Raw genomic sequence first — 24,385 nt, forward strand, 5'->3', positions numbered from 1 at the left:
GTCAGAGATGTCATTAAAAGGGAAGCTCCAGCGAATGAAAAAGCACATGGTGCTCGACGAAGGAGAACATACAATAGAAGCGGGCAAACAAGAAAACCAATTCGCTCAAAATCATGCTGATATCCCGTTTTTAGAAGAGTGGGAGGCTTTTGGCATGAAGCCTTTTTTCTTCGAAGATGAATACTGCCTCATCAGAGAAGTAGAATATCCGCTTTCTCACCACCACGGATTATACAGTTTTTCTGAGCTTGATGAAGTGATCACATTGTGGAATCAAAGCAGCCTGTCGCATACGTTGTCAGCAAAAGGGTATAACAAAAACAGCCTCTTTTTCTTTGATACGGAAACAACCGGTCTTGGAGGCGGCGCCGGAAACACCATTTTTTTGCTTGGCCATGCGAGAGTATATGAAGACCGAGTGACAGTCAAACAGCATCTTTTGCCTAAACCGGGGAATGAAGTCGCTTTGTATCAAAGCTTTTTAAGCGAGGTTGACATTACATCACTTGTAACCTACAACGGAAAAGCCTTTGATTGGCCGCAGGTGAAAACAAGGCACACCTTGATCCGTGACAGACTTCCGAAGCTTCCGGAGTACGGCCACTTTGACCTTTTGCATGGAGCAAGACGCCTGTGGAAACATAAAATGGACCGCGTATCTCTCGGCACGGTTGAAAAAGAGGAGCTCGGCATCCGCAGACAAGAAGACACACCTGGCTACTTGGCGCCAATGCTTTACTTTCATTTTATTAAAGCGCAAGAGCCGGACCTTCTAAAAGGTGTCCTGCATCATAACGAAATAGATGTGTTATCGCTTATTTCATTGTACATTCATATGTCTAAAAAAATTCTTTCAGAATCAGTCCCAAAAGAACACAATGAAGCTTATGCCATGGCCAAATGGTTTATGGCCCATAAAGAAACGGATCAAGCGGTCAAACAGCTCGAAAAGCTTATAGAAAAACCGTTTGCGGATCAGGATAGTGCCCGGCTGGATTTATCGCTCCTGTATAAAAAACAAAACCGCCTGGAGGAAGCAGTGCCGCTTTGGGAAATGCTGTCCCGCTCGCAAAATCAGAAATGCAGATATGCTGCTGTGATAGAGCTTGCGAAATATTTAGAGCATAAGAAAAAAGCGTTCGGGAAAGCATTGCATGTAACAGAACAATTACTTAGTGATTCGGCATTTTTATCAGAAAAAGAAACCGAAAAACTGTATGTGAGAATCGCCCGGCTGAAGAGGAAATATTCCTCTTAAATATTCCCCGGGAAAGCGCAAAAGACGACTTGTTTCGCCATGAATTTTTTTTGCTGAATTCACATTGATTTTGTTGTAGAATAGCGGCGAATCCTGTAAAATAACGTTAGTTATTTTTAAAGGGAGAGTTGGTATGTATAAGGGTGTTTTTTACTTGTTCTTTGTTGTGGTATTTTTGATTGCTTTTGTGTTTACAAACTTTAAAGACAGTTTAATTGTACACTTTTAAAATAGGTCTTTGTATTAGAACATGTACCCCTTATTTTTCATAGCATAGTATTGTAATAAAGTTATGGAAAGGGGATCTTATCATGTACCACTGCAGACCGCACGTGATGGCGCCAATTGTCCATCCTACGCATTGCTGTGAGCACCATACGTTTTCCAATACTGTCGTGCCGCATATTCATCCACAGCATACGACAAATGTAAATCATCATCATTTTGATCATGTTCACTACTATCCACACACTTACTCTAGCTATGATCCGACAACACATCAGCATTTTCAGGCAGGAAAACCTTGCTGCTAGTATTGAATCGGCAGACTGATTGGTGAAACATGCAACAATAAAAATGGGGCCCTAAAGGGGACCCCATTTTTTAAAAGCAGGTGAAAATTTGAAAGTATTGGCTATTACGGGATATAAACCGTTTGAATTGGGGATTTTTAAGCAGGATGATAAAGCGCTGTATTACATAAAAAAAGCGATCAAAAACCGGCTGATCGGATTTCTGGATGAGGGCTTAGAGTGGATTTTAATATCGGGCCAGCTTGGAGCCGAACTGTGGGCTGCTGAAACTGCTTATGACCTGCAGGAGGAATACCCAGATTTAAAGGTAGCTGTGATTACCCCTTTTTACGAGCAGGAAAAGAACTGGAAAGAGCCTAATAAAGAGCTTTATGAAGCGGTTCTGGCACAGGCCGACTATGAAGAGAGCTTGACTCACAGGCCCTATGAAAGCCCGCTTCAGTTTAAACAAAAAAATCAGTTCTTTATAGAAAAATCAGACGCCTTGCTGCTGTTATATGATCCTGAGAAGGAAGGATCTCCAAGGTACATGCTTGAAACGGCTGAAAAGAGACGCGAACAGGATGGTTATCCCATTTACTTTATTACAATGGATGACTTGAGAGTGACAGTAGAGGAAGACAGCTACTAAATAACAACAAGAGAAATTTGACAACCGTTCAGATTTCTGAAAAAATAGATGTGATGATTCACGATACGAGGTGAAAAAGATGCTTGCTGATAAAGTAAAGCTTTCTGCGAAAGAAATTTTGGAAAAAGAATTTAAAACAGGCGTTAGAGGCTACAAGCAAGAAGACGTTGACAAATTTTTAGATATGATTATTAAGGATTATGAAACCTTCCATCAAGAAATCGAAGAACTGCAGCAGGAAAATCTGCAGCTGAAAAAACAGCTTGAAGAAGCCAGCAAGAAACAGCCTGTGCAATCTAACACAACGAACTTTGATATTTTAAAACGGCTGTCCAACTTAGAAAAGCACGTTTTTGGCAGCAAGCTTTATGATTGATCGCGCTTGAAAAAAATGGCGCTTGTAAATTGCAATCAGTTGTTATATAATAATTGTTGTTCTTAACGTTCGGGTAATCGCTGCAGATCTTGAATCTGTAGAGGAAAGTCCATGCTCGCACGGTGCTGAGATGCCCGTAGTGTTCGTGCCTAGCGAAGTCATAAGCTAGGGCAGCCTTTTAGAGGCTGACGGCAGGAAAAAAGCCTACGTCCTTTGGATATGGCTGAGTATCCTTGAAAGTGCCACAGTGACGAAGTCTCACTAGAAATGGTGAGAGTGGAACGCGGTAAACCCCTCGAGCGAGAAACCCAAATTTTGGTAGGGGAACCTTCTTAACGGAATTCAACGGAGAGAAGGACAGAATGCTTTCTGTAGATAGATGATTGCCGCCCGAGTACGAGGTGATGAGCCGTTTGCAGTACGACGGAACAAAACATGGCTTACAGAACGTTAGACCACTTACATTTAAAATGATGAAAACAAGCTCTCCCGTATAAGGAGAGCTTTTATCTTGAAAAGAGAAAAGTTTTAACAGACAGGGTGATACGATGAAGAAGTATACACTAATAGCAACGGCGCCGATGGGCATTGAAGCTGTTGTCGCAAAGGAAGTACGAGATTTAGGATACGAATACCAGGTTGATAACGGAAAAGTGATATTTGAAGGTGATGCGCTTGCCATCTGCCGTGCAAACCTTTGGCTTAGAACGGCCGACCGGATAAAAGTTCAGGTTGCTTCTTTTAAAGCGAAAACGTTCGATGAACTGTTTGAAAAAACGAAAGCGATTAACTGGTGCTCATTTATACCTGAAAACGGGAAGTTCCCTGTCATCGGGAAATCAGTGAAATCAACACTTGCAAGCGTCCCTGACTGTCAGCGGATCGTCAAAAAAGCAATTGTCGAAAAGCTCAAGCTGCAGTCCGGCAAAGCCAATGACTGGATTGAAGAAACAGGTGCCGAGTATAAGGTGGAAATTTCTTTATTGAAAGATCAGGCCGTTATTACGCTGGATTCGTCAGGAACAGGTCTTCATAAACGAGGATACCGTATCGATCAGGGCGGCGCGCCGATAAAAGAAACACTTGCTGCTGCTTTAGTGCAATTAACTAATTGGACGCCGGATCGTCCATTTGTCGATCCTTTCTGCGGTTCCGGAACGATCGCGATTGAAGCCGCGTTAATCGGCCAAAACATCGCTCCGGGATTTAACCGTGATTTTGTCTCAGAGGATTGGGAATGGATCGGCAAAGAGCTGTGGGACAAAGCGCGGCTTGAGGTCGAAGAAAAGGCGAACTATGACCAGCCGCTTGCGATTTTCGCAAGCGATATAGACCACCGCATGGTTCAAATCGCAAAAGAAAATGCAGAGGAAGCAGGCTTGGGAGATTTAATTGAATTTAAGCAGATGCAGGTCAAAGACTTCACGACCAATCTGGAATTTGGCGTGATTGTCGGCAATCCCCCGTACGGAGAGCGTCTCGGCGAGAAAAAAGCTGTTGAGCAGATGTACAAAGAAATGGGACAGGCGTTCGAACCGCTTGATACCTGGTCTGTGTATATGCTGACATCAAACGAGAATTTTGAGGAAGCTTACGGCAGAAAAGCGACGAAGAAACGAAAGCTTTTTAATGGCTTTATTAAAACAGATTATTATCAATACTGGGCTAAAGTTAGGCCGCAGCGCAAGAAAACAGAAAACGAATAAAAAGAAGACGCTCTGCATGCGTCTTCTTTCATCTTTCAGCCATATTCTATCGTTACCAACGGTGTGCTTTCGCGTTGCTTCTCAATATAATGTTGGTTTGGGACATTTCAGTGTGACCGTTTACTTGAGACTTAGAACGTTTAGGCCGCGTCCAATTGTGATGAAACAGTTCAGAATGCTGATCTAATCGATTTCTATAACTCATGTCAACATCACTCCCTGATAGAATATTGTTGATAAGACGGATAATCCGGATATGGAATATCGAGTGTAGTTTGTGCATGTTTCAGTGATAACATGCGGAAAGCATGTATATATAATAAAAAGTTCGCATACAATGATGATTATTTCCATCAGAGGTGATCTCATGCTGAACAGTGAACATTTTAATCTAATTCAAAGGGCGCTTGACGCAACAGCAAACGAGCTGAAGGAGCTCGGGGCTGATTCGTCTCCGTATGTGATGTCGCATGCGCAAAATGATTTAGAAAAAGCGGTGGAACATATTTATTCAACAGACCATCCTTTCTTATCATCGCATGTGATCAATCGAAAGTAAGCTGCAAAAAAACTTGGCATTGCCAAGTTTTTTTATTGTATTCATCAGCGGGAAATGATATTATTGGTGGTCTGAATGTCGAATAGTTGGGGGTTGAAACTAGGTGACAACATCACGTTTGCCTTTTTCTTTAACGAAAACAAAGAATTTTTATGAAGAATTGAACAATTGGATTGGTGACGTGTTTTACGATATCCTTCCCGAAAAAGGTTTTGATCTACGGGATGAGCAGGTATTTATGGCTTTTCAGCTAGAGCGGGCGTTTAAAGAAAAAAAAGTCATGTTTGCTGAAGCTGGAGTGGGAACAGGGAAAACGCTCGTGTATCTTCTTTTCGCGATCAGCTATGCAAGATATGTCGGTAAACCCGCCATTATCGCTTGCGCTGATGAAACATTAATCGAACAGCTGGTGAAAAAAGAGGGCGATATCTCAAAGCTCGCTGAGCATTTGGATCTAAAAATAGATACAAGGCTGTCAAAGTCGCATGAACAATATTTATGCTTGAAGAAGCTTGAAAAAACAATGCAGCGATCTGATGATGATAAATGGCTGGATCTTTATGAATCCTTACCGTCATTTGTCCATGAATCACAGGCGATGCAACGCTTTTATCCGTATGGAGATCGAAAGCAGTACGCAAATCTATCGAATGAAGAATGGTCTGACGTGAGTTACGACTCGTTTCAGGATTGTCTGACTTGTGATATGAGACACAGATGCGGTCTGACGCTGTCCAGAGATTACTACCGCAAGTCAACGGACTTAATCATATGTTCCCATGATTTTTATATGGAGCATGTATGGACGGAAGAATCACGTAAACGAGAGGGCCAGCTGCCGCTTTTGCCTGATCATAGCGCAGTTGTATTTGATGAAGGGCATCTGTTAGAGTTTGCCGCACAAAAAGCGCTGACCTACAGAGTGAAGCAGTCCACTCTTGAATTATTTTTAGAACGTTTGCTGCAAAATGACATCAGAGAAGAGTTTGCTGAACTGATTGAAGATGCGCTTGCTGCGAACGATGAATTTTTCTATGCTCTTTCTGATGAATCAAAAGAAGTAGCCGGTTCACACCGTTTAGAAATAAAAAATGACCAGCGTGTGAAAAAGGCGGCGGACGAGCTATGCCGTTTGCTTGATAAAATCGGTGAAGCACTTGTATTTGAGTCTGAGATGTACACGATTGATCAATATGAGCTGTCAGTTGTGGAAGAATATGTTGAACAAATGGCGTATTCATTATCTCTATATCAAAAGGATGCCATCAGCTGGCTGGAGCAAAAGGAAACAGAATCAACCTTCGTTGTGATGCCGAGAACGGTAGCGGAAGTGCTTGGCGAGAAAGTGTTTTCTAAGAAAATTCCTTATATCTTCTCTTCTGCTACGCTGTCAGAAGGCGGTTCGTTTGATTATATTGCCGACAGTCTCGGGATTCGGGACTATTTGTCATTAACCGTTGATTCACCTTATGATTATGACGAGCAAATGGCTGTTAATCTGTATGCGAAAACAGAGATGGCCGCTGAACAAAAAACGGCTGAAACGATTGAAGCGATCAAGCGTTATAAGGGCAGAACGCTGGTGCTTTTCCCTTCTTTTGAGGAACTAAACAGGTTTAAACAGCTGTCGGCGGCTTGGGAGCTGCCGTATCCGATTTTCTTTGAAGGTGATGAAGAAATCAGCAGCTTAGTGGAGAAATTCCAAGTGGAAGAGGAAACAGTACTTTGTTCGGTTCATTTATGGGAAGGACTCGATATTCCTGGTGACGCATTAAAGAATGTTACCATTTGGTCATTGCCGTTCCCGCCTCATGATCCTGTATTTACAGCGAAACGCAACGGGGCGAAAAAAGATCCGTTTGAAGAAGTGGATCTGCCGTATATGTTATTACGCGTACGGCAGGGCATCGGGCGTCTGATTCGTTCGAACCAAGACAGCGGCTCGATTCACATTTATGCTGGCGGAGAAAATGAACGCATCATTGCAGAAGTCAAAAAGGTTTTGCCTGTTGAACCTCAAATGATGTAATGGAAAAAAGCTGACGATCAAATTCGTCAGCTTTTTTTATTTGTTTAGCAATTGTCGCGTTCATGAATCATATCGGAAGAAAAGAGGAAGCGAGCATCAGTACGGAATCAGGGCCTTTTATGACTATAGTGACGTTGGGGTAACAGGACTTGCCGCATTCCCTTCGGAAACGCTGGCAACGACAGTCATCCCGTTTTTACTCGGCTGTATACTCGGAATCTTGATTAGGATCTTAGAGACTTATTCAGCAAGGTTGTGCCGGCGATCATCTCATTCTTTGCCTTTTCGCTGGGCAACACCTTGAATTTCGGAATGCTGATCAAATCAGTGCTACTCGGTATATTTATCGGTGTTTTTGCCGTCATTTTATCGGGCGATTCCTTGTTTTTACTTGATCACTTTGTCGCATGTGGAGACGGCGTTGCGGAAGCGGCTGTTGCTATGCCATACGCGTTAGCGGAAGCGAATACCTCATTTGCGCCAATTGCTGAATCAGCAGCTGCGATCATAGCGACGAGCGTGATTGTCGCCTCGCTGTTAACATCGCCGCCAAACAATAAAATGCCGATTAACTGAATAAAGAAGGCTGCTGTCAAAACAGGCAGCCTCTTATACAAACAATTTGACTTTCATACCCCCTTCCATTAGCCTGTAATGGAACGGCTAGAATAGGGAGGGAATGGACATGGAGATACATACATATGAAAAGGAATTTTTTGATCTTTTAAAAAAAATCTCACATTACAGCGAAGCAGTTGCATTAATGCACTGGGACTCCAGAACCGGAGCGCCGAAAAACGGCTCAGAGGATCGTGCCGAAAGCATTGGTCAGCTTTCAACAGATATATTCAACATCCAGACATCAGATCGAATGAAGGAGCTGATCGATGTCCTGCATGAACGATTTGATGACTTATCTGAAGATACAAAAAAAGCTGTGGAGCTGGCGAAAAAAGAGTATGAAGAGAATAAGAAAATCCCTGAGGCTGAATACAAGGAATACGTGATTCTGTGTTCAAAGGCGGAAACAGCGTGGGAAGAGGCGAAAGGAAAATCTGATTTCAGCTTATTTTCCCCTTATTTAGAGCAGCTGATTGAATTCAATAATCGCTTTATTACGTATTGGGGTTATCAAGAGCATCCTTATGATGCACTGCTTGATTTGTTTGAGCCAGGTGTCACGGTGAAGGTGCTTGATCAGCTGTTCGCGGAGCTCAAAGAAGCGATTGTTCCACTCGTTAAACAAGTGACAGCTTCAGGAAATCAACCTGATACAAGCTTTATTACGAAAGAGTTCCCTAAGGAAAAGCAAAAAGAGCTCAGCCTGTATTTTTTACAGGAGCTTGGCTACGATTTTGACGGCGGACGGCTTGATGAAACAGTTCATCCGTTTGCGACGACGATGAACCGAGGAGACGTTCGGGTCACGACGCGATTCGATGAAAAAGATTTCCGTACGGCGATATTTGGCACCATTCATGAGTGCGGTCACGCGGTATACGAGCAAAATATTGATGAAGCACTGAGCGGCACGAACTTGTCAGACGGTGCATCAATGGGAATCCATGAATCTCAATCATTATTTTACGAGAATTTTATCGGCCGCAACAAGCATTTTTGGACATCATACTATAAGAAGATTCAAGGAGCATCACCTGACCAGTTCAAGGACATCTCTCTGGAAGATTTTGTCCGGGCAATCAATGAATCAAAACCTTCCTTTATCCGGGTTGAAGCGGATGAATTAACGTATCCTCTTCATATCATGATCCGCTATGAAATAGAAAAAGCGATTTTCAGCAATGAAGTGTCAGTGGAAGAACTGCCATCTCTCTGGAATCAAAAATATCAGGATTATTTAGGGATTACACCGCAGACGGATGCAGAGGGGATTTTACAAGACGTCCATTGGGCCGGAGGAGATTTCGGCTACTTCCCATCCTATGCGCTCGGTTACATGTATGCGGCTCAGCTGAAACAAAAAATGCTCGAGGATCTGCCTGAGTTTGACACTCTCTTGGAAAGAGGAGAATTTCACCCGATCAAACAATGGCTGACTGAAAAGGTGCATATTCATGGAAAACGGAAAAAGCCGTTAGACATTATCAAAGATGCGACAGGAGAAGAGCTGAATGTGCGCTATTTGATTGACTATTTGTCAAACAAATACTCCAATCTCTATCTATCGTAATCAAAAGCCTGGCGGCGTGGCCGTCAGGCTTTTTTAGGTGCAGGAAACACAAAATACGAATAATAATCAAAAAAATAAAAATAAAGTTCGGAAACTTTCGTTTTCTTCTATGCAAGAGATTAGAATCTTGCTATAATTTATTACAATATCATAGGAACACTCATATAATCGCGTGGATATGGCACGCAAGTTTCTACCGGGCACCGTAAATGTTCGACTATGGGTGAGCAATGAGACCGCACATGTACGGTTTTTTGTTATATCAGCATTGCTTGCTCTTTATTTGAGCGGGCAATGCTTTTTTTCATTCTCATAACGGAGGTAAGACAGGATGGAAGCACTGAAACGGAAAATAGAGCAAGAAGGCGTCGTATTATCTGATCAGGTATTGAAAGTGGATTCGTTTTTGAATCACCAAATTGACCCGATGCTTATGCAGAAAATCGGTGACGAATTTGCAGCCAGATTTGCAAAAGACGGTATTACCAAAATCGTGACAATCGAATCATCCGGAATTGCTCCTGCAGTGATGGCGGGCTTGAAGTTGGGTGTTCCGGTCGTCTTCGCGAGAAAGCATAAGTCATTAACACTTACTGACAACTTGCTGACAGCATCTGTTTATTCCTTTACGAAGAAGACGGAAAGCCAAATCGCAGTTTCAGGAACCCATCTGTCGGATCAGGATCATGTGCTGATTATCGATGATTTTTTGGCAAATGGGCAAGCCGCGCATGGGCTCATCTCGATTGTGAAGCAGGCGGGAGCTTCTATTGCGGGACTTGGCATTGTCATTGAAAAGTCATTTCAGCCGGGAAGAGAAGAACTGGTGAACCTTGGCTATCGGGTCGAATCTTTGGCAAGAATTCAATCTTTAGAAGAAGGAAAGGTGTCCTTCGTACAGGAGGTACATTCATGAAAAACGGATTCGGCAAAACGCTGTCTCTAGGAATCCAGCATGTGCTCGCCATGTATGCCGGTGCCATTGTCGTTCCTCTAATTGTGGGAAAAGCGATGGGCCTGACTGTCGAACAGCTGACCTACTTAGTGTCGATTGATATTTTTATGTGCGGTGCGGCCACACTTCTGCAAGTGTGGACCAACCGATTTTTCGGTATCGGGCTTCCGGTAGTGCTTGGCTGTACATTTACAGCTGTATCGCCGATGATTGCGATTGGATCTGAGTACGGGGTTTCAGCGGTTTACGGAAGCATTATTGCGTCAGGTATTCTTGTCATTCTTATTTCATTTTTCTTTGGAAAGCTTGTAGCGTTTTTTCCGCCCGTCGTGACAGGCTCAGTTGTTACAATCATCGGCATTACTCTTATGCCGGTAGCCATGAATAACATGGCTGGCGGTGAAGGAAGTGCAGATTTCGGAGATCTTTCCAATCTTGCTCTCGCCTTTATCGTATTGAGTGTCATTGTGCTTCTATACCGTTTTACGGAAGGCTTTCTCAAATCCATCTCAATTTTGATCGGTATTTTGATTGGAACTTTCATTGCGTATGTTATGGGGAAAGTTCAATTTGATAACGTTACGGACGCGGCAGTTGTTCAAATGATCCAGCCGTTTTACTTCGGAGCGCCGTCTTTTCACACAGCGCCTATCATTACGATGGCTATCGTTGCAATTGTCAGCCTTGTAGAATCAACCGGTGTTTACTTTGCCTTAGGTGATCTGACGAACCGCCGTCTGACAGAGAAAGATTTATCTAAAGGCTATCGTGCTGAAGGGCTGGCCGTGCTTTTGGGCGGTATTTTTAACGCTTTTCCTTACACGGCATTTTCTCAAAATGTCGGGCTTTTACAGCTTACGGGAATCAAAAAAAATAACGTCATTGTTGTCACGGGCGTGATCTTAATGGCATTTGGGCTGTTTCCGAAGATCGCTGCTTTCACGACCATTATTCCATCTGCCGTTTTGGGCGGCGCAATGGTGGCGATGTTTGGAATGGTGATTGCTTACGGAATCAAAATGCTCAGCCGCATCGATTTTGCAAAACAGGAAAATTTGCTGATTGTTGCCTGCTCAGTCGGTTTGGGTCTCGGTGTGACCGTTGTGCCGGATATCTTTAAACAGCTTCCGAGTGCCTTAGCACTCCTTACAACAAACGGCATTGTTGCCGGCAGCGTTACTGCAGTCGTCTTGAATATTGTATATAACGTATTTTCTAAAGCCGAAAAAACAGAGAAAGCTGAAATCACAAAGCAAAAAACAGCAGTCTAAACTCCGCCGCGGCGGAGTTTTTTTGCATATAAAAAAGAGTGTTGCGGCACAATGTATGCAAAGAGGTGATCGCATGGCGTATATTTTATCCATCGGAACAAGTCTTCCTGCGTACGATGTAAACCAAGAGAAAGCGGCTGAGTTTGCCCGCTGTATGTTTGAGCATTCCTTTAAAGACATTGATCGGCTGTTAACCTCCTTTAAAAACGGGCAGATTCAATCGAGGCAATTTGTCAAACCGATTGACTGGTATAAAGAGCGTCACAGCTTTGAAGAAAAAAATCAAATTTTCATAGAAGAAACGCTTAAGCACAGCAAAGAAGCTGTTCGCGACTGCCTCTCTCATCCTGCATTTTTTCATGAAGCCATCGCTTATGAGAATGTAGACGCTGTTTTTTTCGTCTCCAGCACGGGCCTCTCCACACCGAGCATCGAGGCGCGGCTCATGAATGAACTTCCGTTTTCTCCATATACGAAGCGGATTCCGATTTGGGGGCTGGGCTGTGCAGGGGGAGCCAGCGGACTCGCGCGTGCAGCAGAATATTGCAAAGCGTATCCGGAGGCTTTCGTGCTTGTCATCGCTGCTGAGCTATGCAGTCTGACATTCCAGCCGGAGGATAAGACGAAAAGCAATCTGATTGGCACGTCGCTATTTGGAGATGGCATTGCAGCAGCCTTAGTATGCGGTGAGAAGGCGGACCGCAGGATGTCAAAATTAAAACTTATGCCGAAGTTAACAGATTCCCAATCTGTTTTGATGAAACAATCTGAAGATGTCATGGGCTGGGACTTTACTGATCAAGGATTCAAAGTGATTTTCTCAAGAGATATTCCGACTTTGGTGGAAAAATGGCTTAAAACAAATGTACAGGTTTTTTTGGACAAACATCAGCTGTCCTTTAGGGATATCAGTGTGTTTTTGGCACATCCAGGCGGAAAAAAAGTGATCGATGCATACAGCAAAAGTCTTGAGCTGTCACCAGAAAAGCTTTCATCTGCACAAAGCATTTTACAAAAGCATGGAAATATGTCTTCAGCCACAATATTGTTTGTGATCAAAGACCATCTGCTGAACGGATACAAAAAGGAAGCTGAACGGGGACTGATTGGCGCATTAGGGCCGGGATTTTCATCAGAGCTGCTGTTATTCAGCTGGGAGGAGGGGGCTTGACTCATGTTTTGGTTGTTAATCGTCATTCTCATTGCGCAAAGAACAGCTGAAATGGCAGTAGCCAGACAAAATGAACAAAAGGTAAAGCAACAAGGGGCGATCGAATTCGGTGAGAGCCATTATCCATATATCATCATCACGCATATTCTTTTTTTTCTGTCTTTAATTGCAGAAGTGCTGCTGATGAATAAACAGCCGTCAAGCTGGTGGGGCGGTATCGCTGCGGCTATTGTAACCGTGCAGGCAGTACGGTATTGGGCGCTTTGTTCCTTAGGATCATATTGGAATACGAAAATCCTTGTCGTTCCAGGTGCGGAGCTTGTGAAAAAAGGCCCTTATAGATGGATGAAGCATCCAAACTATACCGTTGTGATATTAGAATTCTTATTGATTCCGCTTCTGTATCATGCGTACATGACCATGTGTCTGTTTTCTATTTTAAATGCCGTATTGTTAACAGTCAGAATTCGTACAGAAGAGAAAGCATTAGAAGAATACAGCATAAAATAGAGATTGAAAATCATTCTCACTCATGTTAAAATGAATATGAAAAAGATTCTCAATCAGGATGGTGAAGCAAATGACAATGCTGTTTTTGCTTGGGGCGGTCTGTACATATAGTGTGTTAATTGGTTTTGTATTAAAAGGAATCTCAAATAAATCTGTTTCATGAATCTGGAACTTGATAAAGTTGCAGATTTTCTTTTTTAGAAGCTGCCGTAATGGCGGCTTTTTTCTATTCTCTTAAAGAAATTTGGCTCATTCTTGTGTAAAATGAAAGGGGAATGTATTCAGATCTTTCGAAAAAGATTCACAATTGAAATGGCACAAAGGGGTTCAGACTGATGACAGAACATAACAGAAAAGAGCTTTTGCACAAAACTGGGGAACTTTATAAGCAACTCATAGAGAATCAAGATGAACAAAGGGCTGCTAAACTGGCTGCAGTGGTGCAAAAAGCGGCTGATGAGGAGATTTATATCGCGTTTACCGGGCATTATTCAGCGGGGAAATCGTCCTTGCTGAACTGCCTGTTAATGGAGAATATTTTACCGACAAGTCCCATCCCGACAAGTGCTAACCTTGTTGTGATCAGAAATGGGGAAAAGCGTGTACGGCTTCATACAACAGACGGAGCATGCGCTGAGCTGGATGGGGCTTATGAGAAAGAAAAGGTGCAGCAATATTGCAAAAACGGCGAACAGATTGAAAGCGTTGAAATTTTTGATCGGTATACCGAGATCGATTCCGGGGTTGCTTATATTGATACTCCTGGGATTGATTCAACTGACGATGCCCATTTTCTGTCGGCAGCGTCTATTCTCCATCAGGCTGATGCGCTGTTTTATGTCGTTCACTATAATCACGTGCACGCTGAGGAAAATGTAAAGTTTCTCAGATCGATAAACAAAAGCATTCCGAAGGTGTATTTTATCGTCAATCAAATTGATCGGCATGATGAAGCGGAGACTCGTTTTGAAGACTATAAAGCGCAAGTAGAGGAGATGCTGTGCAACGAAGGCATTTCAAAGGAAGCGCTCTATTTTACGTCAGTAACAGAACCAGACCACCCGTTCAATCAGATTGGGGTTCTGAGAGAAGAATTAAAACGAATAGAACAGCAATCCAAAATCAATTTGCAGGCTTTAACAGAACAAAAAGTCCGCAATCTGCTGAAGGAACATACGGACATGCTGTTGAAAGACGAAACAGACGGTCCGAGCTTTGCTGAACAGCTAGACAAACAAACTAAACTTGTTCAATCGCTGAGAAATCAATTGGATGAGGCGGCAAAACAAGCGACTGAGGCAGAAAACAGAATGCAGGAAGAAGTCAATGGCATTTTAAGAAACGCCAACCTGACGCCTTTTGAAATGCGTGAGCTGGCAGCAGCATACCTAGAATCGCGGGAGCCTTCTTTTAAAACCGGTTTTTTCTTTTCGAAAGCAAAAACTGCACAGGAAAGGGATAGAAGAAGGACTGCTTTTTTCTCTGATGTGACAAAACGAACAGAGGCCGAAGCAGATTGGCACATGATAGACACATTCCATAAACTCGCCAAGGCATTTGATGTTCATACAGCTGAAAGTGAAAAGCTGATTCAGGCCTATCGAACTCCGCTTGAAATTGACAACCTTGAGCATGCTGTCAAGCATGGTGCAACCTTTTCTTCTGAATATGTATTGCAATATACAAAAGACTTGGCAGAACTCATCCGGAAAAAGGCGAAAAGAGAAGCGGCAGACATCATTAAGGCGCTTTCCGCGATGGTGAAAGATCGTGTTTCCAATGACTTGCAAAAAATCAACGGCCGGCTCAGCCAGGAATCAGAAAAACTCGGCCTTCTCCAAGAACGGGCCCGTTTAGAGAATAATGCCCGCGAGAAAGCCGATCGTATGCGGGCCATTTGGGAAGAGGAATCCGCATGTCCTATGCACATAGACACCGACTGGTTTAAAACGAAGAAAAAAACAGTGGCAGCTCCAGAACAAAAACGAAGCCTAGGCAAGCAGACGCAGCAGCCCATGCAGAAACAAGAAATCAAAATGGAGCAAGAACGGCCGCTTCAAGACCAAATCGAACGCTTTTACACATTGTCTGGCCTTTTAGGTAAATACAGCATGCTGTCAAAGCAAACCTCAGCTTTTCGAGAAAGAATTAAAAGACTTGAGGAACGGAAATTTACACTTGCTCTTTTTGGAGGCTTCAGTTCGGGGAAATCATCATTTGCCAATGCGCTTGTCGGCGAAAGGGTGCTGCCTTCCTCGCCAACGCCAACCACAGCCACAATTAATAAAATCACAAAACCAACCAATGGCAGCATCAACAAAACAGCGGATGTGGTGTTTAAGACCGATGCTGACTTCACAGCTGATATTTTGCAGCTCACTGGAATGCAAAAAGAACCGGCAGGCCGCTCTTTCACAGAGAAGTGGGAAAAAGCAGTCAAGAAAAACCGATTGCAGGAAGAGCACATCAAATTGATCAGCAGCTTTCTGCTTGCCTACGAAAAGTATAAGGAATATATACAGGAACAAAAGACATTAACGATACCGCTGTCTGAATTAAAGCCGTATGTGGCAGAGGAGGCAACGGCCTGCGCTGTGAAAGAAGTAACGGTCTATTATACATGCCCGCTCACTGAAAAAGGGATTACGATCGTTGATACACCCGGCGCCAGCAGCATGAATAAACGGCATACAGAGCTGGCGTTCCAATATATTAAGGATGCCGATGCGTTTTTTTATATGACCTATTATCAGCACTCCTTCTCGAAAGGAGATCGTTCCTTTTTGCGAAAGCTCGGGCTTGTAAAAGAATCGTTCAGCATGGATAAAATGTTTTTCGTCATTAATGCAGCAGATCTTGCGAAAGATAAAACAGAGCTGGAAACAGTGACCGATTATGTCAGCGCAGAGCTTGTAAAAGAAGGAATTCATGATCAGCAGCTCTTTACCGTATCAAGTAAGGAAGAACTGCTGGGAAAACCGGAATCATTTTATAATCAGTTCCCGAAAGTAAGAAAACATGTAGACCGTTTTATTGAAGCGGATGTAAAAAAAACGGCAGCTGCACGGCTCAGTTCGGAAGCAGACAAACTATGCGAAACTGTTATCCAGCTTTATCAATCCCAGCATCAGTCCAAGGAAGAAAAGGAAGCGCAAAAACAGCGCCTTATGCTGTCATTTGAGCGGACAGCAGCTGAAATCGAGACACGGCGGAGCTCAAACACCATCATTGAGAAAGTAAAAAAAGACACAAAAGAACAGCTTTATCACATTACACAGCGATTATCCTATTTTGCGAATGATTTATTAAAATCGGCATTCCATCCCGGCCTTCAGAACGGGGATTGGAAAAAGAACGTCGGTCAGGCGATGACAGCCGCATTACGTGAATATCAGTTTGAATATGTGCAGGAAATCAAAACGCTTGATGTTCGCATGAGCGGTTTCATCGAGCGGCATATTGCAGAAGAGTGGCTGGAAAGCTTTCAAAAAACATTAAACGAGGATGGTTATTTTTCTATTTATGCGAGTGCTCACCATTCGAATGGCATACAGTTGAAGGAAGTGGCACCTGACATAGATGAACGTGTCTTTGAACAGGAAAAAAAAGAAATCAAATCACCAAAACACTTTTTTGAACAGAAAGGAAAAGCCGCCTTCATCGAAGCAGCGCGCACGAAACTGACAAAAATCACGGGAAATTGGGTGAAAAATGAAGAAGAAAGCCTTATTTCACATTACACAGATTACCTCAGCCGCTTGCAGGAAGAGATGGCTGAAAAAGCAATGGAACAAATAAAGGATCAAAAAGATACGTATATAGAAGGATACGCGGATGGGGAACATGCGAAAGAGATTGAAATGGCGTACAAAGCTTGCATCTCTTGGCAAAGATCGGGCAATACAATAAAAATGTAAAAATTCAGTTGGCTTGTATATCAAGTCATGATAGACTAAATAGAAAAAAAGCGAGATGAACGATTCATGTCAGAGGTACATAAAGCAATTTCAGCACATTCATCAAAACAGCACGAGCATATTAAAGCATTTATGCGTCTTGAAAACATGCGTGAAATGGCCATTGAAGAAGCGGTTTTAAAATGCAAAAACGATGAACCTTTTACAACAGAACTGATTAATGAAATTACCGGGCAAATGAATCAGCTCGCCAAAAAAGGCATCGTACCGACAAGACGTCTTGTATCAGCAGAAATGGTCAGGGAATATGTAAGCCGCATGTAAGCTGGATGATCCTGTCGCGAGTGAATCTCTTGCCGGAGCATATACTATATGTATCCGACGTAAGGGGGGATTCATGTTGGGCAGAACAAAATTTGGAAACAGGAATGCACAGGCGAATAACAATGCCAAAAAGAAAAACGGATTTCAAACCCATTTTGACTCTTACGCAGGACGAGAGGCTGAAAAGCTGATCGCCAGTAACAAAAGACATAACGACTGATGATACACAAAACAGTATCTCTGATTGAAGAGATGCTGTTTTTTATTTTTGCGCGGCTTTATGCTAAAATAGAGGGAATGAAAAAAGAGGGAGTTATCTTATGAATCATAATAAACTATTGCTGGTTGACGGCATGGCTCTATTATTCCGGGCGTTTTTTGCCACGGCCGTGCACCGCAACTTTATGATAAATGAAAGCGGAGTGCCGACGAACGGCGTCAATGGGTTTTTAAAGCATTTAATCACAGCTGTGGAAACATTCCAGCCGACCCACGTCGTCTGCTGCTGGGACATGGGGAGCAAAACGTACCGGAATGACCTGTTCCAAGATTATAAGGCGAACCGCAGCGCACCGCCTGTGGAGCTGATCCCGCAGTTTGATTTAGCGAAGGAGGCGGCAGCTGAGCTTGGGATTATGAATATCGGTTTTGCCGGGTATGAAGCGGATGATTGCATCGGAACGCTTGCCGCTTTGTTTGCAAATGAAGCTGACATTACGATCGTAACAGGGGATAGAGATTTACTTCAGCTGTTAACAGATAAAGTAAGCGTAGCATTGCTCCAAAAAGGAATAGGAAATTATAAAGTCTATACAAAAGAGACGTTTTATGAAGAAACGGGAGTTCTGCCGAAGGCTTTGATTGATATTAAAGCGCTTATGGGTGACTCCAGTGATAACTATCCTGGTGTCAAAGGGATTGGAGAAAAAACAGCTTACAAACTGATTCGTGAATATGAAACAATTGAACGTTTATTAGAAAATCTTTCTCTTCTTACGAAGGGGCAGCAGGGGAAAATTCAGCAAGGTTTAAGCGATTTGGAGATGTCGAGGAAGCTTGCTGAAATTCACTGCTCTGTACCGCTGGTCTGCACATTGGGAGACGCTCTATTTACCCTGCAAATGGAACAGGCGGCTGACATGCTTCGCCGCCACCAAATCAAAGGAATTGAGCGCATGCTTGAAAAACTGAACGCTAGAGAGATCGTATAAGATCTTCTCTAGCGTTTTGTATTGCTTTTTTTGGCTCTTTCCTCAAGCTCTGTTTTAGGGTCATTGTGAGTATTGCCTTCCAGGTCGCCTTGCGGAGTAACACCGCCGGTCAGCCGGCCTTTATCTTTCTTTTTCATGTTAGTCACCTCGACATTAGGATGACCATTGATCGAGATTTAATTCTTATCATTTAGCCGAATCGCTTCTTTTGCCAGCTGATCGGCTTTTTGGTTTTGCTTCCCTGGTATCCATTTGATGAAAAAAAGAGGGAAAGCCGGTTTTAATCGGATGATTTCTTCCACATACGGATGAAATGTTTTGTTTTTAACCATTTCAAGCTCAGCGGCGCGTTCCACGATATCTGAATCGGTTCGAAAGGAAACAGATTGATACCCGCGCTTTGCACATAACCTCATCCCTTCAATTAATGCAAGGAATTCCGCTTCCTGATTTGTATGCATTCCGATTGGGATAGAGAAAGCTTCTGCTTTTCCTTCATGTTTGATAAAAATGCCGATACCGGAAGGCCCGGGATTACCGGCGCTTGCGCCGTCTACATATATTTCGGTGGGCATTATAAACTCCTTTCATCATTCGGTATCATTTTCTTTGCTGCATAAGCATAAGGCAATGAAATCAAAGATACCGCAAACTTAATCAAATATGTAGAAATAAAAATATGAAGCCACACGCCTGCCGAATAAATGCCGAAAAAGGCGACAGCAGTGAATATGAATGTATCAAACAACTGGCTGACCGCTGTACTGCCACCGTTTCTGAGCCATAAAAGCCGGTCGGAAGGAAATATCCTTCTAATTGCCGAATATACATAAACATCCAGCGTTTGGCTGAAGATAAAGGCAAGCAGACTTCCTAACGCAACTCGTGGAAGGAATCCGAAAATCGTTTCCAGCGCTGTTTGTGATATGTCGCTTGAAGCCGGTTCAAAAAGCAGCACGCCCTGCATGACGCATGTCAGCGTCAGGAGCGTTGAGAATCCCAGCCATACCGCTTTTCTGGCTTCGGTCGGTCCGTATTTTTCATTCAGCACATCTGTCGCAAAAAAGATTGTGCCATACATCACATTCCCGAGTGTTGCTGTTAGGCCAAACAGTTCCACTGTTTTGACGACTTGAAGGTTGGCGCAGACTGTCGCAAAACCGATCCAAACAAATAGTCCTGTTTTGCCAAACCCTTTATAAAATAAAAGAACAATGATAAAATGAATGATCGCAAAAATGATCCAAAACAAGTTATTAAACAAAATGTAAAAGCTTCCTTTCCGGGGTAAGATTGGTTTGATTATAGCATAAGCCCGGCAACTAATGAATGGTAAGGTGATTGTAATGAAACTCAGACCGCATATGAAAATAGAAGCAAAGGGAACGGGATCCGTCTCATTTTTGGGCGAAGACTGGCTGACAGCACAGCAGGCACGTATGCTCGCCAGAGAACTTGGCCGTTTTCCATACATGAAAGAGCTTATGTTCGAAGACGAGAAAGGCGGCAGCTGGACATTGAAGGAATTGGAAAAGCTGACAGAGGAGCTTGCTCAAGAGCCTGACGAAATTACTGTTTATTTTGATGGCAGTTTCGATAAGGAGAGCGAACTGGCCGGACTCGGAATCGTCATTTATTATTCATTGGGAGGAACACGGCATCGCTTGAGAAAAAATAAAAGCTTCCGGCTGAAAACCAATAATGAAGCTGAATACGCGGCGCTTTATGAAGCGATTAGAGAAGTAAGAGAACTTGGGGCAAGCAGAAATTCAATTACGATCAAAGGTGACTCGCTTGTTGTGCTGAACCAGCTTGACGGCAGCTGGCCTTGCTATGATCCGTCTCATAATGAATGGCTGGACAAAATAGAAGCACTCCTTGAATCGCTGAAGCTCACTCCAACCTACGAAACCATACAGCGGAAAGACAACCAGGAAGCTGACGGCCTCGCTAAAAAAATTCTATCCCATCAATTCGTAGAAAGCCACACGAAATTAGACCGTAACGGAGATGACGATATTGGATAAGAAAATGATCTTTAAAGAACTGACAGAACTGCAAGATGAATATTGCAAAGACTGTTTTATTAAGAAGCAGTTTCGGAAGGAATTTGGCAAAACCTATGCGCATTCATTTTGTATTAATAAATGTACAGTTGGTGAAAAACTGAAGGCGTACGGCGATGTTTTAACCAATCATTAAAAAATAAAAACCGCAGAAGCTGCGGTTTTTATTCTTTGAATTCATCAAGCTGATGCTGACTGTCATCCAGCAGCTGCTTTTGCTGCTGAACAAATTCAGGATCATCGAGAGCTGCCAGCTCTTCAGATTGTGACAGTTCTCTTGCATCTTCAATCGATTGGTATGCAGAATCGACTAATGTTGTGCTTTGACCTCTCGTCGCAGCTCCTGTCGTTTTCTGCGCTGTTTCCACCGCTAGCTCCAGCTGCCGCTTATCCGTAAAGCCAGTCTGATTCTTATCATGAAATTCTGATGTCACAAAAAACACCTCCGCAATTATTTTGCTGAGTTTTTTTGAAATTTATGTACCAAAATAGAAAATAAAATGAAAATAAGCCGATATAACTATTGAACCAGAATAAATAGGACTGTTTTACTATTTGAGGTATCTTGGCAGAGAAGGGGAACGTAGCTATGGACGATAAAGACTTGAAGTCGATCCTTCACAAAACATTTATAGAAATATACAGTGACTTAGAGGAACTGGCGGATATCGCGAAAAAAGGGAAGCCGTCAATGGAAAAGCATGTTGAAGAGATTGAACAGAGGTGCAAACAAAACATCTTAGCGATTGAAATCCAGATGAAAATCAAATAGGAGAGGCGTTCGCCTCTCCTATATTTGTCATCTCATCATCATGTATTCAGTTTAGAGTTTTACAACATTAGAAGCTTGAGGTCCACGATTACCTTCGACAATTTCAAAAGAAACTTCTTGTCCTTCTTCTAATGATTTGTATCCTTCTCCTTCGATAGCTGTGAAGTGAACAAATACATCGTCTCCGCCTTCAACTTCAATGAAGCCGAATCCTTTTTCGTTGTTGAACCATTTTACTTTACCGTTTTGCATATTGCTTAATTCCTCCTAGTACTGTAGCACCCGCGTGCTAAAAAAAATTTTGTCATCATTTAACTTTGATTCATTGTTAAATGATGGTTCAACTATACACCATCTGTGAGCACCCGTCAAGTTGCGAAACGGCTTATTTTTCAAAAGAAGGACAAGATCATAAAAAAATGTAACCGTTTTTATTAATAGCTGAATATAAATAAAAAGAGCACACGAATTCGTATGCTCTCACGTAGCCATTAAGATAACGCTTTGGCTTTTTGTTTGGCTGTCATCATTTCTGATTCCTTCAGGATATCCTCTAAAATCACTTCAGAGGAGTTTGCTAAATGCAGGTCCTTAATGTTTTTCTTCATGCGCTGTAAGGTATCTTCATCTGCAAGAAGGGAAGTGACTGATTCGAGAATCTCTTCATGACGGTTCACGACAATGGCCGCTCCGCGGTCTTCAAAGAAGTTTGCATTTTCTTTTTCCTGCCCAGGCACGGGTTTGTACAAAATGACTGGCACACCGATGGCAGTTGCTTCTGTCAATGTAATGCCGCCAGGTTTTGTAATCATGCAATCTGTGACCCGAAACAGCTCATCAATGCGTTCCACGTAGCCAAGAACCTTCAATTTGTCACCGTTTTCTGCTTCAAGCACACTTAAAGATTCTTTTAGCGCTGTATTTTTCCCGCACACGACAACCACTTGCACTTGGTCATCTTTGACTAGGTTTTCGCACAGTTCTTTAACGTTTTTTAATACACCGTGTGCACCTGCCATGATCAAAAGCACTTTTTTGTTTGGGGAAAGATTGTACTTTTTATATATCGGCTCCACCGGCTTGGATTCTTCAAATTGCGGCCTGATTGGAATCCCAGTGATTTTTATGTTGCTTGGATGAGTGCCGATCTCCAGCAGTTTTTCCTTCACGTAATCTGTCGCCACATAATATTTATCTACGTTTTCGTGAACCCAAATTTTATGAAGGCAAAAATCGGTCATCACGTTAAAAGTAGGGATGACTTTTCCTGTTCGTCGTCTGTATTCCGGCACGACGATCATCGGAAATGTATTAATAATAATATCGGGCTGGTGTTCATCGACAAGTTCGCCCAATCGTTTATTTCCCATTTTAAAGTAAATATTAAATTTACGTTTATTATAGATTTTGTCAACTCCGTAATAAAACAAACGATAAAACTGTTTCCCGATTGAGAAGCTTTTTAAATAGAGGTATTGAGTTACCTCTGAAACAATCGGATTTGACTCTTGGTACAAATTAGAAACTGTTACATGCTGAAAACCAAGCCGTACACATTGCTCATAAAGCGTTTTGGCTACCTGCACATGTCCATTTCCGTAATTTGCAGTCAAAATTAATACTCTTTTATTGGTATTCAAGTAAATTCACCTCAATGTAATCAACAACAAGCAAGCTTCATGCATCGTAAGGAGTTATTGTCTATACATAAACATAACACAAATACATAATTGAATTATTAATGCAGTGAAAAAGTTAAGCTAATTTTAAATGATGATTCCAGTATTTTAAATTTTTGTTATACGCAAACTGAATCAGATGTATTTTATCATATTTTTTGCTCAGCGTATCACTAAAAAAGAAAAATTAGTCCCATTCATAAGGAGTTTCTTGGTAAACGTAATAATTCAGCCAGTTCATAAACAATAATGTGGCATGGGCTTTCCAGCGATTCACTGGCTGGCTGCTGTCTTTCGCAAAATAATGTTTAGGCGCTTCGACAGTAGAAAGGTTTCGTTCCAAATCTCTTTCGTACTCTTGAAGAAGCGTATTTGTATCATATTCAGGGTGCCCTGTCAAAAAGACTTGTTTTTCGTCTTTAGACACTATTAAGCAAACCCCGGCTTCCCTTGATGCGGTAAGAATATTTAACTCAGGCACTGCTTGAAGCTGTTCCATATTTATATCTGTATGCCGGGAATGCGGCACGTAGTATAGCTCGTCAAAACCTCTGACTAATCTTTCGTGTTTTGAAAGAACTGTATGTTCAAACACACCGAAGATTTTTTTAGGCATTTGAATTTTTTCAACACCGTAATGATAATACAAGCCTGCTTGAGCACCCCAGCAAATATGCAGGGTTGAAGTGACATTTGTTTTGCTCCACTCCATAATCTCCTTGAGCTCTTCCCAATATGAAACATCTTCAAACGCCAAGTGCTCGATCGGCGCACCGGTGATAATCATGCCGTCAAATTTCTTGTGACGGATATTGGAAAAAGTCGTGTAAAATTCGTCAAGGTGTTCTCTTGCAGTATTTTTCGGCGTGTGTGTGCTTGGGATTAAAAATGTAAAATGAACCTGTAAAGGCGAATTTCCAAGCAATCTGAGAAGCTGGGTCTCTGTTTGGATTTTTTTCGGCATCAAATTCAATATAATGATTTTTTGCGGCCGGATATCCTGATGAAATGCTCTGCTTTCATCCATTACAAATATATGTTCACTCTCAAGCACCTGTTTTGCCGGCAGGTGTGTTGGTATATTAATAGGCAACGTGCCACCTCCATCATTTCCCCGTGTAATTTTCTTCATTATAGGAATTTTCACGCCAATTTTCAATCTATCTCTAAGTGTTGAGGGGAAACAACAGAAAACTCTTTAGATAAAACGAATAAATACACCTGTT

Annotated in this window: 30 protein-coding genes, 1 other RNA gene, 1 pseudogene and 1 riboswitch; of the genes and pseudogenes, 23 read left to right on the top strand and 9 right to left on the bottom strand. The window is 42.4% G+C overall.

Annotated features, from left to right (window positions below; genetic code table 11):
* Positions 1-7: 7 nt before the first annotated feature.
* The 7 genes from V756_RS0114525 (at position 8) to V756_RS0114545 (ending at position 4,504) form a co-directional block, all read left to right on the top strand.
* The gene (locus V756_RS0114525) at positions 8-1,258 is read left to right on the top strand and encodes a ribonuclease H-like domain-containing protein (RefSeq protein ID WP_024715294.1); all 1,251 of its coding nucleotides are present in this window, start codon (positions 8-10) and stop codon (positions 1,256-1,258) included.
* Positions 1,259-1,358: 100 nt separating this feature from the next.
* The gene (locus V756_RS1000000123955; protein WP_142675241.1) at positions 1,359-1,487 is read left to right on the top strand and encodes a hypothetical protein; all 129 of its coding nucleotides are present in this window, start codon (positions 1,359-1,361) and stop codon (positions 1,485-1,487) included.
* Positions 1,488-1,569: 82 nt separating this feature from the next.
* Positions 1,570-1,791, top strand: a complete 222-nt coding sequence (cotD, locus tag V756_RS1000000123550; RefSeq protein ID WP_081719867.1) for a spore coat protein CotD — start codon at positions 1,570-1,572, stop codon at positions 1,789-1,791.
* A gap of 88 nt (positions 1,792-1,879) precedes the next feature.
* On the top strand, positions 1,880-2,422 hold the full coding sequence (locus V756_RS0114535; protein ID WP_024715295.1) for an SLOG family protein: 543 nt from the start codon (positions 1,880-1,882) through the stop codon (positions 2,420-2,422).
* 79 nt (positions 2,423-2,501) lie between these two features.
* Positions 2,502-2,798 (top strand): cell division regulator GpsB, encoded by a 297-nt coding sequence (gpsB, locus tag V756_RS0114540; RefSeq protein ID WP_003225629.1) that lies wholly within the window; start codon positions 2,502-2,504, stop codon positions 2,796-2,798.
* A 65-nt stretch (positions 2,799-2,863) separates the two neighbouring features.
* Positions 2,864-3,246, top strand: an RNA gene (gene rnpB, locus V756_RS1000000123555) — RNase P RNA component class B.
* A gap of 100 nt (positions 3,247-3,346) precedes the next feature.
* Complete coding sequence (locus V756_RS0114545; RefSeq protein WP_024715296.1) at positions 3,347-4,504, top strand: THUMP domain-containing class I SAM-dependent RNA methyltransferase; 1,158 nt, start codon at positions 3,347-3,349, stop codon at positions 4,502-4,504.
* A 52-nt stretch (positions 4,505-4,556) separates the two neighbouring features.
* On the opposite strand, the gene V756_RS1000000123560 is transcribed toward V756_RS0114545, so the two are convergent.
* The gene (locus V756_RS1000000123560; RefSeq protein WP_010327933.1) at positions 4,557-4,709 is read right to left on the bottom strand and encodes a YpzG family protein; all 153 of its coding nucleotides are present in this window, start codon (positions 4,707-4,709) and stop codon (positions 4,557-4,559) included.
* 162 nt (positions 4,710-4,871) lie between these two features.
* Here V756_RS1000000123560 and V756_RS0114550 point away from each other — a divergent pair, with 162 nt between their 5' ends.
* The 13 genes and pseudogenes from V756_RS0114550 (at position 4,872) to exnP (ending at position 18,642) form a co-directional block, all read left to right on the top strand.
* Entirely contained in the window at positions 4,872-5,063 is a 192-nt protein-coding gene (locus V756_RS0114550; protein WP_024715297.1) for a hypothetical protein, read from the top strand.
* 103 nt (positions 5,064-5,166) lie between these two features.
* Positions 5,167-7,092 (top strand): ATP-dependent DNA helicase, encoded by a 1,926-nt coding sequence (locus V756_RS0114555; protein WP_024715298.1) that lies wholly within the window; start codon positions 5,167-5,169, stop codon positions 7,090-7,092.
* A gap of 53 nt (positions 7,093-7,145) precedes the next feature.
* Positions 7,146-7,668, top strand: a pseudogene (locus V756_RS01000000122450) (2-keto-3-deoxygluconate permease); the annotation flags it as partial.
* 109 nt (positions 7,669-7,777) lie between these two features.
* A complete protein-coding gene (gene ypwA / locus V756_RS0114565; protein WP_024715300.1) occupies positions 7,778-9,283 on the top strand; it encodes a carboxypeptidase in 1,506 nt (501 codons plus the stop codon).
* 140 nt (positions 9,284-9,423) lie between these two features.
* A riboswitch (purine riboswitch) is annotated at positions 9,424-9,523 on the top strand.
* A 91-nt stretch (positions 9,524-9,614) separates the two neighbouring features.
* Positions 9,615-10,199, top strand: a complete 585-nt coding sequence (xpt, locus tag V756_RS0114570) for a xanthine phosphoribosyltransferase (protein WP_024715301.1) — start codon at positions 9,615-9,617, stop codon at positions 10,197-10,199.
* Complete coding sequence (gene pbuX / locus V756_RS0114575) at positions 10,196-11,509, top strand: xanthine permease PbuX (RefSeq protein WP_024715302.1); 1,314 nt, start codon at positions 10,196-10,198, stop codon at positions 11,507-11,509. Before xpt ends, pbuX begins: the two co-directional genes overlap by 4 nt.
* Positions 11,510-11,582: 73 nt before the next feature.
* Entirely contained in the window at positions 11,583-12,680 is a 1,098-nt protein-coding gene (locus tag V756_RS0114580) for a type III polyketide synthase (protein WP_024715303.1), read from the top strand.
* A gap of 3 nt (positions 12,681-12,683) precedes the next feature.
* On the top strand, positions 12,684-13,190 hold the full coding sequence (bpsB, locus tag V756_RS0114585) for an alkylpyrone methyltransferase (protein WP_024715304.1): 507 nt from the start codon (positions 12,684-12,686) through the stop codon (positions 13,188-13,190).
* Between the two features lie 70 nt (positions 13,191-13,260).
* Positions 13,261-13,353: a Fur-regulated basic protein FbpC gene (gene fbpC, locus V756_RS1000000123565; RefSeq protein WP_100740084.1), complete on the top strand. Its 93-nt coding sequence runs from the start codon at positions 13,261-13,263 to the stop codon at positions 13,351-13,353.
* Positions 13,354-13,525: 172 nt separating this feature from the next.
* Positions 13,526-17,107: a dynamin GTPase gene (gene dynA / locus V756_RS0114590; protein ID WP_024715305.1), complete on the top strand. Its 3,582-nt coding sequence runs from the start codon at positions 13,526-13,528 to the stop codon at positions 17,105-17,107.
* A 66-nt stretch (positions 17,108-17,173) separates the two neighbouring features.
* Positions 17,174-17,431: a YpbS family protein gene (locus tag V756_RS0114595; protein WP_024715306.1), complete on the top strand. Its 258-nt coding sequence runs from the start codon at positions 17,174-17,176 to the stop codon at positions 17,429-17,431.
* A gap of 73 nt (positions 17,432-17,504) precedes the next feature.
* Positions 17,505-17,651 (top strand): protein YpzF, encoded by a 147-nt coding sequence (ypzF, locus tag V756_RS01000000122455; protein ID WP_081719868.1) that lies wholly within the window; start codon positions 17,505-17,507, stop codon positions 17,649-17,651.
* A 100-nt stretch (positions 17,652-17,751) separates the two neighbouring features.
* On the top strand, positions 17,752-18,642 hold the full coding sequence (gene exnP / locus V756_RS0114610; RefSeq protein WP_024715307.1) for a 5'-3' exonuclease ExnP: 891 nt from the start codon (positions 17,752-17,754) through the stop codon (positions 18,640-18,642).
* A gap of 8 nt (positions 18,643-18,650) precedes the next feature.
* On the opposite strand, the gene sspL is transcribed toward exnP, so the two are convergent.
* From sspL to V756_RS0114625, 3 genes are read right to left on the bottom strand one after another with little or no spacing between them, the layout of a single operon-like run.
* A complete protein-coding gene (gene sspL / locus V756_RS0114615) occupies positions 18,651-18,779 on the bottom strand; it encodes a small, acid-soluble spore protein L (RefSeq protein WP_003218255.1) in 129 nt (42 codons plus the stop codon).
* A gap of 39 nt (positions 18,780-18,818) precedes the next feature.
* The gene (locus V756_RS0114620; protein ID WP_024715308.1) at positions 18,819-19,217 is read right to left on the bottom strand and encodes a reverse transcriptase-like protein; all 399 of its coding nucleotides are present in this window, start codon (positions 19,215-19,217) and stop codon (positions 18,819-18,821) included.
* Complete coding sequence (locus V756_RS0114625; protein WP_024715309.1) at positions 19,217-19,906, bottom strand: queuosine precursor transporter; 690 nt, start codon at positions 19,904-19,906, stop codon at positions 19,217-19,219. The genes V756_RS0114620 and V756_RS0114625 overlap by 1 nt, the downstream gene beginning before the upstream one ends.
* An 82-nt stretch (positions 19,907-19,988) precedes the next feature.
* Between V756_RS0114625 and V756_RS0114630 the strand changes: the two genes are divergently transcribed.
* A complete protein-coding gene (locus V756_RS0114630) occupies positions 19,989-20,669 on the top strand; it encodes a ribonuclease H family protein (protein WP_024715310.1) in 681 nt (226 codons plus the stop codon).
* Positions 20,662-20,844 (top strand): zinc-finger domain-containing protein, encoded by a 183-nt coding sequence (locus V756_RS0114635; RefSeq protein ID WP_024715311.1) that lies wholly within the window; start codon positions 20,662-20,664, stop codon positions 20,842-20,844. Before V756_RS0114630 ends, V756_RS0114635 begins: the two co-directional genes overlap by 8 nt.
* A 28-nt stretch (positions 20,845-20,872) precedes the next feature.
* On the opposite strand, the gene V756_RS0114640 is transcribed toward V756_RS0114635, so the two are convergent.
* Positions 20,873-21,142, bottom strand: coding sequence for a DUF2564 family protein (locus V756_RS0114640; protein ID WP_024715312.1), 270 nt, complete (start codon positions 21,140-21,142; stop codon positions 20,873-20,875).
* Positions 21,143-21,297: 155 nt separating this feature from the next.
* On the opposite strand from V756_RS0114640, the gene degR reads away from it, so the two are divergent.
* A complete protein-coding gene (gene degR / locus V756_RS0114645; protein ID WP_003218247.1) occupies positions 21,298-21,480 on the top strand; it encodes a transcriptional regulator DegR in 183 nt (60 codons plus the stop codon).
* Positions 21,481-21,531: 51 nt separating this feature from the next.
* On the opposite strand, the gene cspD is transcribed toward degR, so the two are convergent.
* From cspD to metA, 4 genes are all read right to left on the bottom strand, one after another.
* Positions 21,532-21,732, bottom strand: coding sequence for a cold-shock protein CspD (gene cspD, locus V756_RS0114650; protein WP_003153604.1), 201 nt, complete (start codon positions 21,730-21,732; stop codon positions 21,532-21,534).
* A gap of 15 nt (positions 21,733-21,747) precedes the next feature.
* Positions 21,748-21,915: a hypothetical protein gene (locus V756_RS1000000123960; RefSeq protein ID WP_142675240.1), complete on the bottom strand. Its 168-nt coding sequence runs from the start codon at positions 21,913-21,915 to the stop codon at positions 21,748-21,750.
* Positions 21,916-21,971: 56 nt separating this feature from the next.
* On the bottom strand, positions 21,972-23,120 hold the full coding sequence (locus V756_RS0114655; RefSeq protein ID WP_024715313.1) for a diglucosyl diacylglycerol synthase: 1,149 nt from the start codon (positions 23,118-23,120) through the stop codon (positions 21,972-21,974).
* Positions 23,121-23,346: 226 nt separating this feature from the next.
* A complete protein-coding gene (gene metA, locus V756_RS0114660; protein ID WP_024715314.1) occupies positions 23,347-24,252 on the bottom strand; it encodes a homoserine O-acetyltransferase MetA in 906 nt (301 codons plus the stop codon).
* Between the last annotated feature and the right edge of the window lie 133 nt (positions 24,253-24,385).

The sequence above is a fragment of the Bacillus tequilensis KCTC 13622 genome (assembly GCF_000507145.1).
Classification (GTDB): domain Bacteria; phylum Bacillota; class Bacilli; order Bacillales; family Bacillaceae; genus Bacillus; species Bacillus tequilensis.